The 12,375-nt window shown below is 64.0% G+C and carries 10 protein-coding genes; 3 read left to right on the top strand and 7 right to left on the bottom strand.

From position 1 onward, the window contains the following. Positions 1-6: 6 nt before the first annotated feature. The 4 genes from ACKTEK_RS04870 to paaG all read right to left on the bottom strand — a co-directional run bounded on the left by ACKTEK_RS04870 (position 7) and on the right by paaG (position 4,044). Positions 7-1,311, bottom strand: a complete 1,305-nt coding sequence (locus tag ACKTEK_RS04870) for a TRAP transporter large permease subunit (protein WP_409164116.1) — start codon at positions 1,309-1,311, stop codon at positions 7-9. After that, positions 1,308-1,847: a TRAP transporter small permease gene (locus ACKTEK_RS04865; protein WP_409164115.1), complete on the bottom strand. Its 540-nt coding sequence runs from the start codon at positions 1,845-1,847 to the stop codon at positions 1,308-1,310. Before ACKTEK_RS04865 ends, ACKTEK_RS04870 begins: the two co-directional genes overlap by 4 nt. Before the next feature lie 14 nt (positions 1,848-1,861). Continuing rightward, positions 1,862-2,842 (bottom strand): TRAP transporter substrate-binding protein DctP, encoded by a 981-nt coding sequence (gene dctP, locus ACKTEK_RS04860; RefSeq protein WP_409164114.1) that lies wholly within the window; start codon positions 2,840-2,842, stop codon positions 1,862-1,864. A 407-nt stretch (positions 2,843-3,249) separates the two neighbouring features. Then, complete coding sequence (paaG, locus tag ACKTEK_RS04855) at positions 3,250-4,044, bottom strand: 2-(1,2-epoxy-1,2-dihydrophenyl)acetyl-CoA isomerase PaaG (protein WP_409164113.1); 795 nt, start codon at positions 4,042-4,044, stop codon at positions 3,250-3,252. A 255-nt stretch (positions 4,045-4,299) separates the two neighbouring features. Between paaG and ACKTEK_RS04850 the strand changes: the two genes are divergently transcribed. The 3 genes from ACKTEK_RS04850 (at position 4,300) to ACKTEK_RS04840 (ending at position 9,317) form a co-directional block, all read left to right on the top strand. After that, positions 4,300-4,866 carry a TetR/AcrR family transcriptional regulator gene (locus ACKTEK_RS04850; protein ID WP_409164112.1) on the top strand — a complete coding sequence of 189 codons (567 nt, stop codon included), beginning with the start codon at positions 4,300-4,302 and terminating at the stop codon, positions 4,864-4,866. Between the two features lie 65 nt (positions 4,867-4,931). Then, a complete protein-coding gene (locus tag ACKTEK_RS04845; protein ID WP_409164111.1) occupies positions 4,932-6,149 on the top strand; it encodes an efflux RND transporter periplasmic adaptor subunit in 1,218 nt (405 codons plus the stop codon). 9 nt (positions 6,150-6,158) lie between these two features. Further along, the gene (locus ACKTEK_RS04840; RefSeq protein ID WP_409164110.1) at positions 6,159-9,317 is read left to right on the top strand and encodes a multidrug efflux RND transporter permease subunit; all 3,159 of its coding nucleotides are present in this window, start codon (positions 6,159-6,161) and stop codon (positions 9,315-9,317) included. A gap of 122 nt (positions 9,318-9,439) precedes the next feature. On the opposite strand, the gene ACKTEK_RS04835 is transcribed toward ACKTEK_RS04840, so the two are convergent. The 3 genes from ACKTEK_RS04835 to ACKTEK_RS04825 all read right to left on the bottom strand — a co-directional run bounded on the left by ACKTEK_RS04835 (position 9,440) and on the right by ACKTEK_RS04825 (position 12,290). Then, the gene (locus ACKTEK_RS04835) at positions 9,440-10,561 is read right to left on the bottom strand and encodes an ABC transporter ATP-binding protein (RefSeq protein ID WP_409164109.1); all 1,122 of its coding nucleotides are present in this window, start codon (positions 10,559-10,561) and stop codon (positions 9,440-9,442) included. A gap of 72 nt (positions 10,562-10,633) precedes the next feature. Next, a complete protein-coding gene (locus ACKTEK_RS04830) occupies positions 10,634-11,425 on the bottom strand; it encodes an ABC transporter permease (protein ID WP_409164108.1) in 792 nt (263 codons plus the stop codon). A gap of 7 nt (positions 11,426-11,432) precedes the next feature. Continuing rightward, positions 11,433-12,290 carry an ABC transporter permease gene (locus ACKTEK_RS04825; protein ID WP_409164107.1) on the bottom strand — a complete coding sequence of 286 codons (858 nt, stop codon included), beginning with the start codon at positions 12,288-12,290 and terminating at the stop codon, positions 11,433-11,435. Between the last annotated feature and the right edge of the window lie 85 nt (positions 12,291-12,375).

Raw genomic sequence — 12,375 nt, 5'->3', positions numbered from 1 at the left:
GTCCTCTCACAGGAATGAAGGCAGGAAGAGAATGATGTCGGGGAACAATGCCAGCAGCGCGATCATCAGGGCGAAGATGCCGATGAACGGCAGCACCGAGCGGAAAATGGCCTGCAGCGGCACGTCCTTGGTCACGCCGTGCAGCGCGAACAGTGTGTAGCCGAAGGGTGGGGTGATGCCGCCGACGGACATGTTGATGAGGAACAGGGTCCAGAACCACACCGGATCGAAGCCGAGTGCCAGCACGATGGGCGCATAGAGCGGGACCAGCATGATCATAAGCGCGATCTGGTCGATGAACATGCACAGCACGAACGGCAGGATCTGCAGCATCACGAACATGACGGCGGGTGGCAGGTCGAGTGCGGTGACGGCGGCGACCAGCTTGAAGGTCGCCCCGCTCATGTTCAGCACCTGGCTGAACGAGACCGACGACACCATGATGATGGTGATGACCGTGGTGATGCTGGCGGTTGAGCGCAGGCAGGAGACCAGCTTGCTGAAGCTAAAATCGGCGAACAGCGAGCAGATGATGACGGCCGTGACGCAACCGACGGCCGCTGCCTCCGTCGGGGTGGCGATGCCCGCCAGGATGAACCCGAGAATGGATGCGATGATGAGCAGGAACGGCAGGGCGCGCGCTACCATCACGGTGCGCTCACGGCCCGGCAGGTCGGCTCGCTTGCTGAGGGGCGCCAGCGCCGGATTGATGCGCCCGCGGATGACCAGGTAGATGAAAAAGGCAACCGCCAGCAGCAGACCGGGCAGGATGCCGGCGATCAGCAGTTCGGCGATGGAAACCTTCGACAGGATACCGAGCACGACCGCCATCACGCTTGGCGGAATGATCGGCGCCAAGCTGGACCCGGCCAGCAGCGCGCCAATCGACAGATTGCGGTCGTAACCGCGCGCGCGCATTTCCGGCAGCAGAGACGATCCCATCATGGCGGCAACCGCCATGGCCGAACCAGACAGCGCGCCGAAGATCGTCGAAAGGACAATCGCCACTGCATAGAGGCGGGCGCGGATGTTGCCGATCAGCGCATCGACGGCGTTGAACAGGATGTTGACCGCGCCGGACCGGAACAGGATTTCACCGAGCAGGATGAACAGCGGTATGGCGGCCAGCGAGAAACTGGTGCCGGTGTCGAACATCGAGTTGATGATGAGCAGCACGCCCGCGAAGCTGCCGCTGAGCATGTACAGCGCCGCCAGATTGAGCACCAGGAACGACAGGAAAATCGGCAGGCCCGTGGCGAACAGCACGAGCAGCATGGCAAATGAGCCGGAGAGGAAGATCCACCAGGTCACTGCGGCACACTGTTGGTTTGCACACTGTCGGTTTGTGTGGTGTCGGCAGGCGCAGTCGGGCGTGTGAACGTTGCCGCGAGATGCCGCAGGAAGTAGGCCGCCATGCTGGCAAGGCTGTAGGCGATGACGATGGTGACGACCCATTTCGGGATCGGTGTCACCGCGATCATCTTGACCCCGCGCGAAACCTGCCGCGCGGCCTCGTGGGCTCCGTACCAGGCGCACAGGAGACAGGTCGCCGCGGCGACCAGGTAGACCAGCCTGCCGGTCCATACGCCCACATGCGCGGGGAGACTGTCGACGACGAAGCTCATGCGCGCATGGTCCAGGTTGCGCGTCACCGTCGGCGCGGCAAGAAAGGTGATCATGGCGAAGGAAACCGAGGCGGTGTCAGGCGCCCAGTCGCTGGGCGCCTGAAGTGCGTATCGGCCGAATACCTCCCACGCGGTGACGAGCGTCAGGTAGGCGACCGCAAGGGTCGCCCCCCAACAACTCGCATCCGTCAGCGCATCGTGCGCCTTCAACAGCCAACGCATGGGAGACGCTGCGCTCACTCGGCGGTGAGGTTCTTTTCGAGCGCCAGGTCATGGAAGGCCTTGCCGTCTTCACCGGCCTTGGCTTCCACCTGCTTCCACACGCCGGCAGCAAAGATGCCTTCGATGCGGTCGCCGACCTCGGGGCCGAATTCGGTGATGGCAAGTCCGGCGTCCTGCATGGCCTTGTCTTCCTTGGCCCACAGGCCTTCGAAGTGCTTGCGGCCCTCGACTTCCAGTTCCTTGGCGATGTCGGTCACCATCGTCTGCTGCTCTTCCGACAGGCCGTTCCAGGTGTCGAGGTTCATGAACAGCGAGAGATTGGTAACGCCGAAGGTGGGCCGCGTCATGTGATCGGCGACTTCGAACCACTTGTAGTCCATGGCACCGAACACCGGCCAGGCCGCACCATCAACGACGCCGCGCTCGAGCGAGGAGTAGATTTCGCTGGCCGGCAGGGTCACCACCGAACCACCGAGCTCGTTGACGAGATCATGGTAGGTGCCGGACGCGCGGATCTTGCGGCCTTCGAGACCACCGTCCTCGCCAATCGGCTGCTTCAGCAGGATGTGGTAGCCGGAGGCTGCGGAGAACACGCCGATCAGCTTCAGGTTGCGCTTCTGGTAGTGCGCATCAATGACATCAAAGATGCCGCTGTCGCGGCGCGCGGCCGGGTCGTCGGTGACGGCATCCATGCCGAATGCCATGGCCGTTTCACCAAGGTGATAGGCACCGTGGGTGAACAGCATGTTGAACAGGCCGGCAGAGACAGGCTGAAGCTGCTCGAACGGCGGCACGGTCTCGGGACCGCGCAGCTCGACGGTGATTTCACCGTTCGATTCCTCGGTGAGGCGCTTGGCGAATTCCTGCGCGAAAACCGGAACGGCGTTGTAGCTCTCGTCCCAGCTGGTGAGCATCGTCATCGTCTCGGCCTTCGCCGGAATGGCGAATGCGAGCGCGCTCGCTGCGATGGCCGCAGCAATCGTGAAACGTTTCATATTTCCGAACCTCCCATGTGGCGATTGTCTTTTTGGACGCCGTGGAGAGGTTTCTCTCCGCGTCATGCGCCATGCCTCACCAAAGCAGCGCGACAAAAGGCAAGTCAAGAAAACAACAGGATATCCCTTCCGCTGTGCGGAAAATCGTTGTTCGGTCGTTTCGCAACCTGATGGTCCGACAACGCCCGCAGTTCAAGCCGAATAGAGCGTACAAAGCGCTTGATTTGGCGCGCAGAGCGACCCCGGTCGCGGGGCAATAATTCCACTGTGCGGAACCGTCAAGCCGCCCCGGCATCCCTGTGTCAACGCAGACGCAAGCGAAAGACGGGCTCCGGCTCTGCCTCCCCTAACCGACGTGCAGCACAATGATTGCTGCACCCGATGCGACGCTCGGCAGAAGTGGCGGGCTATTTGCCCCTGAACACCGGCGACCGCTTTTCAAGAAACGCAGTCACGCCTTCGGCGTAATCATCCGAGAAGCCGGCCCGTTGCTGCACGGCGCGCTCCGTCTCCAGATGCGCTTCAAGATCGTTGGTCGCGGCGGCCTGAATCAGCGTCTTGGTGAGGCCGAGGCCCAGCGTCGGGCCTGCAGCAAGCTTCGCAGCCAGTTCCGTCGCCTCGCCCATCAGCGCGTCGTCCTCAACCGCCTTCCAGATCAGGCCCCATTCGGCAGCCGTCTCGGCCATCAGCGGTTCGGCGGTCATGGCAAGCGCCTTAGCGCGCGGCTCGCCAAGCGCGCGCGCCAGCCACCACGTACCACCCGCATCCGGTACGAGGCCGAGCCTGCCGAACGACTGGATGAACCTGGCCGACTTCGCGGCGATAACGATGTCGCAGGCGAGCGCCACGTTGGCGCCGGAACCGGCGGCGACGCCATTCACCGCGCAGACCACCGGCTTTTCAAGCTGGCGGATCAGGCGGAGTGTCGGATGGTAGAAGGTGCCGAGCGTGTTGGAGAGGTCGGGCCTCGGACCGCCCTTTCGCGGGTCACGGTCGCCGAGATCCTGACCGGCGCAGAATGCGCGCCCGGCCCCTGTCAGCAGAACCGCGCGGACGACATCATCTGCGTGCGCGCGCTCGACCTGCGCACGCAGCGCCAGGTGCATCTCCTCGTTGAAGGCATTGAGCTTCTCGGGACGGTTGAGCGTCAGCGTCAGCAGGCCGTCTTCCAGTGCCGCCAACACGGTTTGCGATTCAGTCATTTCGCCAGCTGTCCTTCTCCTGCAACCGGCGTCACAGATGCAAATCCCGGCTTGCGTGACAAGCGCCCTCGCCTGCCGGACGCTTCATCATCCGACAGGCGGAAGAAGCCGGCAGCCGGTTTTCCGGACGATCGATCGTTGCGCCGCAATTGCAGAATCTCGGGCGCAGCCCTGCGGTGCCGGCATGGCAGCGGCATTGACGGGTATTTTTGCGCTGCAATATAACCAACCGGTTGGAAATCTAAGGATGACGGCATGGGCCGCACCCGCACGATAGACCGGGACGCCGTTCTGGACGCCGCACAGCGCGTGGTGACGCGCGATGGTGCCGCGCGTCTGACGCTTGATGCCGTGGCCACCGAGGCCGGCATCAGCAAGGCCAGCGTACTCTACGACTACAAGACCAAGCACGAACTCATCCGCGCCGTGATCGCGCGGCGCGTGTGCGAGGAAGAGTCCGTCTTCCGCGCCATGCGCGAAAAGATCGGCGACGGTCCGGACTGCGCGATCCAGGCCCGTGTCTCGACGGTTGCCGCCGGCGTGGCGGACGAGGACCGGGCCGTCGCGATCAGCCTGTGCGCGGCGCTTGCCCAGGAAGCCGACCTGCGCCAGCCGATCCGCGAATCCTACAGCGCCCGCATCGACGAGATTCGTCGCACGGCGACGTCGCCACGCGGCGCCCTCCTCGCCTTCCTTGCTGCGGAAGGCCTCAAGACACTCGATTATTTCGACCTGCACACCTGGACCAAGGACGAGCGGCGTCGCCTCATCAGCGACATCGAATGGCTGATCGGACAGGACCCACAGACAGACCCCGACTGATCCGGTTGACGCGCCGACGCGAAAGAAAGCGCGGCGTCCAAGGACTTGCTCGAAGGAGAGCACCATTGTCGCAATCGATTTTCACTCTCGGCCACAGAGCCTCGCGGCTCGTCGTGATCGCCGGTTTCTCGCTGCTGCTCGGCGCATGCGAACAGGAGCAGAGCGGACAGGCGCAGCAGGCACCACAGGCGCCGCCCCCGTCGGTCAGCATCGTCACGGTGCGCGCCGAGAACCTGCCGATCATCAACAACCTGCCGGGCCGCATTTCCGCGACCCGCATCGCCGAAGTGCGCCCGCGCGTGGCCGGCATCGTGCAGGAGCGCGTGTTCACGCAGGGTAGCCAGGTCGAGCAGGGAGACGTGCTCTACCGGATCGACCCGGCGCAGTTCCAGGTGCAGGTGGAAAGCGCGCAGGCCACGCTGCAGCGCGCCGAAGCGGCCCAGACCGAAGCGCGCCAGCAGGCCGGGCGGCAGGAAGAACTGCGCCAGCGCAAGGTGGTTTCCCAGCAGCAATACGACAACGCGGTGTCGATGCTGGCGCAGGCCGACGCCGACGTCGCCTCGGCGCGCGCCAACCTGCGCGCGGCCCAGCTCGATCTAGAATATTCCGAGGTGAAGGCCCCGATTTCGGGCCGCATCGGCCGCGCACTGATCACCGAGGGCGCGCTTGTCGGCCCCACCAACAGCGAGAGCCTTGCAACCATCCAGCAGCTCGACCCGGTTTACGCCGACTTCACCCAGTCGGCGACCGAATTGCTGGAGCTGAAGCGGCGTTATACGAGCAACGGCGATCTGGCCAACGCCGTGGACGAAGCCCCTGTCGGGCTGGTTCGCGATGACGGAACCCCCTACGAGCACACCGGCCGGCTGCTGTTCTCGGAGGCAACCGTCGACCCCACGACCGGCCAGGTCACGCTGCGCGGCGAGTTCCCCAACCCGGATGGCGACCTGCTGCCGGGCATGTATGTGCGCGTCGTGATCGAACAGGGTGTCGAGAACAACGCGATTTCGGTGCCGCAACAGGCGGTGCAGCGCGACAGCGGCGGCAAGGCCTTCGTCTTCATCGTCAATGGCGAGGAAAAGCTCGAGCGGCGCACCGTGACCACGGGGCGCGCCATGACGAGCCGCTGGGTCATCGAGACAGGCCTTGAAGCTGGCGACCGCGTGGTCGTGGAAGGGTTTCAGCGCATCGGGGCCGGCCAGCAGGTCAAACCCGTCGAATGGAAGGCGCCGGACACAAGCGCCACCTCGGGCCTCTCCTCCAAGACCGCCAACGCCGGATAGGGCCTCCCCATGCCAAGCTTTTTCATCGAGCGCCCGATCTTTGCGTGGGTGGTGGCGATCTTCATCATGCTCGCCGGCATCATCACGCTGCCGTTCCTGCCGATCTCGCAATATCCGAGCGTCGCGCCGCCGCAGGTCACCATCCAGACCAACTATCCCGGCGCCTCGCCCGAGGACCTCTATCAGGGGGTCACCCGCCCCATCGAGGAAGAGCTGAACGGCGTCGAAGGGCTGATGTATTTCGAGTCCACCTCGGACACGACCGGCCGCGTCTCCATCAATGCGACCTTCAGCCCCGGCACCTCGCTCAACCAGGCCTCCGTGGACGTGCAGAACCGTATCCGCCGGGTGGAACCGCGCCTGCCGGAGACGGTGCGCAGCCAGGGCATCCAGGTGAACCAGGCGAGCAGCGGATTCCTCATGGTCGTCTCGCTCATCTCCGATGACGGAACCATCGATCCGGTGGGACTGGGCGACTACATGACCCGCAACGTGCTGGGCGAAATCCGCCGCATCGAGGGTGTCGGCAGCGCGCAGCTCTTCGCCAGCCAGCGCGCCCTGCGCATCTGGCTCGACCCGGACAAGATGATCGGGCTGAACCTGACGCCCGACGACGTGATTGCCGCCGTGCGCGCCCAGAACGCGCAGGTCGCCGCCGGCCAGATCGGCGGGCAACCGCTGACGCCGGACCAGCAGATTGCAGCCACCCTCGTCGTGCGCGGTCAGCTCAAGTCCGTCGAGGAATTCGAGGACATCGTCCTGCGCGCGAACCCCGATGGCTCGACGGTGCGCCTCGGTGACATCGCGCGCATGGAAGTCGGGGCGGAAAGCTACAACCTCTCCAGCCGTCTGAACGGACAGCCGACAGCGGCGGTCGGCATCCAGCTTTCACCGGCCGGCAATGCCATCTCCACCTCTGCTGCGGTGCGCGACCTGATGAAGGAGCTTTCGGCATTCTTCCCCGAAGGCATCTCCTACCAGGTGCCGTATGACACCTCCCCGTTCGTGGAATCGTCCATCGAGAAGGTGCTGCACACGCTGCTGGAAGCGGTCGGGCTGGTGTTCCTGGTGATGTTCCTGTTCCTGCAGAACATCCGCTACACGATCATCCCGACGCTGGTCGTTCCCATCGCGCTTCTCGGCACCTGCGCAATGCTGTTTCTTGCCGGGTTTTCCATCAACGTCCTGACCATGTTCGCCATGGTGCTGGCCATCGGCATTCTCGTGGACGATGCCATCGTGGTCATCGAGAACGTCGAGCGCATCATGGTGACGGAGGGCCTTTCGCCAAAGGAAGCGACGCGCAAGGCGATGAAGCAGATCACCGGTGCCATCGTCGGCATCACGCTGGTGCTCACCGCCGTGTTCGTGCCGATGGCGTTCTTCCCCGGTGCGGTGGGCGTCATCTACCAGCAGTTCAGCCTGACGATGGTCGCCTCGATCCTGTTCTCGGGCTTTTTGGCGCTCTCGCTGACGCCCGCCATGTGCGCGACCTTCCTGAAACCCGTCTCCAAGGACCACCATTCCAAGGGCGGCTTCTTCGGCTGGTTCAACCGCAAGTTCGACTCCACCACGAAGGGCTACCGCTCGATTGTCGGGCGCACGGCGCGGCGATCCGGCGTGTTCATGCTCGTCTACCTGCTGGTGGTGGGTGCGCTCGGCTGGCTCTATATCGGCCTGCCTTCCTCCTTCCTGCCGAACGAGGACCAGGGCTACCTCATCGTCGACGTGCAGGCCCCGGCGGAGGCGAGCGCCAACCGCACGCTGAGCGTCATGCAGACCATCGAGGGCATCGTCCAGCAGGAAGATGCGGTCAACGCCATCGTCTCCATACTCGGCTTCAGCTTCTCGGGCGTCGGCCAGAATGCCGGCCTCGCCTTCGTCACGCTGAAGGACTGGAGCGAACGCGGGCCGGAGGATTCCGCGCAGGCAATCGCCGGCCGGCTGAACGGCCAGATCTTCCAGAAGATCACGGACGCGCGGTCCTTCTCGCTGTCGCCGCCGCCGATCCGCGGGCTTGGCACGTCGAGCGGCTTCACCTTCCGCCTGCAGGACCGCAACGGCATGGGACAGGCTGCCCTGTCCGATGCCCGCCAGCGGCTGCTGGAGCTTGCCAACCAGAGCCCCATCGTCTCCGGGCTGCGGGTCGAGGGCCTGCCCGACGCGGCGCAGGCCCAGCTCATCATCGACCGCGAGAAGGCCAACACGTTTGGCGTCCAGTTCAGCCAGATCAACTCGACGATCTCGGCCAATCTCGGCTCACGCTACATCAACGACTTCCCCAATGCGGGGCGCATGCAGCGCGTCATGGTCATGGCCAAGGACGGCGACCGCATGCAGATCGAGGACCTGATGGACCTGCGGGTGGAAAACGTCCACGGCGGGCTGGTGCCGATCTCCGCCTTCGCCGAGATCGACTGGCTGCGAGGGCCTCTGCAGATCGTCGGCTACAACGGCTACCCCTCCGTGCGCATCAGCGGCCAGGCTTCGCCAGGCTACTCGTCGGGCGATGCCATCGCCGAGATGGAGCGTCTGATGTCGCAACTGCCGTCCGGCTTTGGCTACGAGTGGACCGGCCAATCGCTGCAGGAAATCCAGTCGGGCACCCAGGCCCCGCTGCTGATCGGCCTGTCGATCCTGTTCGTCTTCCTGCTGCTGTCGGCGCTCTATGAAAGCTGGACAATTCCACTGTCTGTCATGCTCGTGGTGCCGCTCGGCGCCATCGGCACGGTGCTGGCCGTGATGCTGCGCGACATGCCCAACGACGTGTATTTCAAGGTCGGCCTGATCGCGATCATCGGCCTGTCGGCGAAGAACGCGATCCTGATCGTCGAGTTCGCAAAGGATCTGCGCGCGGAGGGTCACTCGCTGCTCAAGGCAACGATGACGGCAGCCCAGATCCGCTTCCGGCCGATCATCATGACGTCGCTGGCATTTTCCTTCGGCGTGCTGCCACTGGCGATTGCCAGCGGGGCCAGCGCGGCCAGCCAGAACGCCATCGGCACCAGCGTGCTCGGCGGGATGATCTCCGCCACAGTGCTCGCGGTGTTCTTCGTGCCGGTGTTCTACGTCTTCGTCATGCGCGTCTTCACGCGCAGGCGCACGGCGGAAGAACGCCGGAAGGCTGCCGCCCGGGCCGAAGCGGCGCGGCAGGTGCCCGCCGAGTAGGCCTGAATGCTGCCATCCGGCAGTGTCGAGCATGCCGCGAACGGCATCGAGGCCGGCGAAGTCATTGAGGTCTTCACGCCCATCCGCGACGAATTCCTGAAGGGATAGGTCAGTCCGACGGATCAGACGAAGCCGGTCGGCAGCAGGATCGCGTCGTCGGCCTCGAAGCGAAGCACCATTCGTTCCCCGACCGGCTGCCTTGCAATGATGTCGGCCCCGTTCACGCGGGTCTGAATGAGGCCGATACCCTCAATCATCACGCGCGTGATCGTCTGTGCGCCCTGGTAGATGTGAGCCTCGACAACACCTTCGAAGTGGTTGGGCCCCGTCGACCCGAACTCCACCGGCACCACCTGTTCCGGGCGCAGGAACGAGCGCACCGTGGTGCCGTTGGCAAATGACCATTCCGGCCGGCGGGGTGCCTTCAACTCGCCGACACCCTGTATCGCCAGCGTGGCGGTGTCCCCGTCGACGCTGTAGCGGGCGTCCGGCAGGGCGTTGATCTCGCCGATGAAGGACGCGACGAAGCCGTTTGCAGGCGTCTTGTACAACTCGATCGGCGCGGCGACCTGCTGCACCTCCCCCTTGTTCATCACCACGATGCGGTCCGAGAGGCTGAGCGCCTCGCCCTGGTCGTGGGTGACGAAGATCGTCGTCAGGCCGGTGCTCCTGTGCAACTCGGAGAGTTCGACCTGCATCTGGGCGCGCAGATTCTTGTCGAGGGCAGACAGGGGTTCGTCGAGCAACAGTACCTTCGGCTGGATCACCACGGCGCGCGCCACCGCCACGCGCTGCTGCTGCCCGCCGGACAACTGGCGGACGCGGCGCTTTTCCAGCCCCTCGAGCTTCATCATCGCGATGCCGCGCCGGGTTCGCTCCTCGATCTCGGCCTTGGGGAGCTTTCGCATCTTCAGGCCGAAGGCGACGTTGTCGAAGACGTTGACGTGCGGGAACAGGGCGTAGTTCTGGAACACCAGCCCGATGTCGCGCTTGTAAGGTTCGACGTGGGTCAGGTCGGTGCCGTCCACGACGATTCTGCCGGCCGTCGGGGTGATGAACCCGGCGATCATGCCGAGCAGTGTCGACTTCCCGCAGCCTGACGGCCCGAGCAGCGTCAGGAACTCGCCCTGACGGATGTCGAGCGTCAGGTCGTTGACGCCGATGGTGGAGCCGAATTCCTTGCGCACGTTGCGCAGTTGAACTGCGTGCTTGGCGTCGCCGGGGGTGGCTACTGACTTTTCCACTCTCAAGATGCCCTCTCATGGCTCATCACGAATTGCGCTTTCACCGTCCCGGTGAGCAAAGCGCAGTCCGGTTCAGTGATTGTCGATTGCCAGCACGCGGCGCAGGCCGAACACCCGGTCGGCAAAGAACATGATCAGCGTCGTCGCGATGATGAGCATCGACGAAATCGCGGAGATGCTGGGGTCCGCGTATTCGCGGATGTAGTTGTACATAGCGACAGGCAAGGTCTGCGTTCGGCTCCCCGTCACGTAGAGCGATGCCGTGAACTCGGTGAACGACAGCACCGCGGCAATCAGCCACCCGCCTGCCATCCCAGGCAGAACCAGCGGCAACTCGACCTGAGTCAGCACCTTGAAGGGCGATGCGCCAAGCGTCGCTGCCGCGCGTGACAGATTGGGATCGATGTTGCTGAGGCTGACGTAAACCGCACGCGTCACAAACGGCATGATGAGGACCATGTGCGCCAGAACAATCATGGTGTAGCCCTGCTGCAGGCCGAGCGCGCCGCCAAGCAGCAGGAACCCGAAGCCAAGCGTGAAGTGCGGGATGATGAGGGGTGACCAGAGCACGGCTTCCAGCAGGCCCCGGCCCCGGAACGCATAGTTGCGGATCAACCATGCGAACGCCGAACCGACGATGACCGCGAGCGTCGAGGCGCAACCGGTGACGATCAGCCCATTCTTGAATGCCTTCTGGAAGTCCCGGTAGGTCAGCACCTTCTCGTACCAGCGCAACGACACACCTTCCGGCGGGAAGGCCAGGATCTGCGTCGGATTGACGGAGGTCATCAGCACCACGATCGTCGGCATCGTCATGTAGACGAGGATCGCGATGACAAGGCTCCAGAAGGTCACGGATCGCATCGAAACCTCAATTCACTGAAATGCGCTGCTCGAGCCTCTTGGTCACGGTCGTGACCAGCGCGAGGCTGCCGAGAGCCGAGACAAGGGCGATCAGGCTGAGTGTCGCCGCGAACGGAAGATTGAGGATCGAGAAGCCCTGCAGGTAGGTGAGATTGGAGATCATCAGGATCTTCCCGCCGCCGATGAACTGGGGCGTTGAAAACGCGCTCATTGTCCAGGCAAACACCACGACGATGCCTGACAGGATGCCGGGGCTGGTGAGCGGCAGCGTGACCTTCCAGAAGACGGTCAGCGGTCCGGCACCGAGATTGGCCGCGGCCTTTTCGACGTCGCGGTCGACATGCGCGATTGCCGTGGCCAGCAGGATGATCATCACCGGCATGGAGAACTGGACCAGCGCCACCACCACGCCGAGGCGCGTGTACATCATCTGCAACGGCTCATCGAGGATGGAGAGGCCCTGCAGCATGCTGTTCAGGAACCCATCGGTGCCCAGCATCAGCATCCAGGAATAGGTGCGGACAATCTCGCCCGTGAAGAGCGGCGTGATGGAGAGCGCAATCAGGATCGAACGCACCCAGTCGCGCTCGGAGCGCACCAGCGCATAGGCGACCGGATAGCTGAGCAGGAGCGATGCCAGTGCCGTGCTCAGGCTGATGTAGAATGTGTTGAGAAGCGCGCCCCAGTAGATCGGCTTGTTGATGCGCACGAAATTCTGGAGCGTGAACCCGCCGACATCCAGCGAGCCTGGAATGAACTCCCGCACGCTGTACTGCAGGATCTCAAACAGCGCCGCGACCAGTATGACCGCCGTCAGCATGGCCGGCGCCAGGAAGGTCACGAAGAAGGGGCGTGTCGTTGTCATGCCTCAGGCTAACTCGATCGCGTGGTTGACGGCTGGCACCAGCATTGGTTTTGCAGGTCGTGACGGGGCTTGAGACGTTCAGCGA

Origin of the sequence: Tepidamorphus sp. 3E244 (assembly GCF_046159835.1) — a bacterium.
Lineage (GTDB): Bacteria > Pseudomonadota > Alphaproteobacteria > Rhizobiales > Tepidamorphaceae > JACKJK01.
The sequence above is the reverse complement of the archived record's forward strand: the minus strand, read 5'-3'. Positions and strand labels throughout refer to the sequence as shown.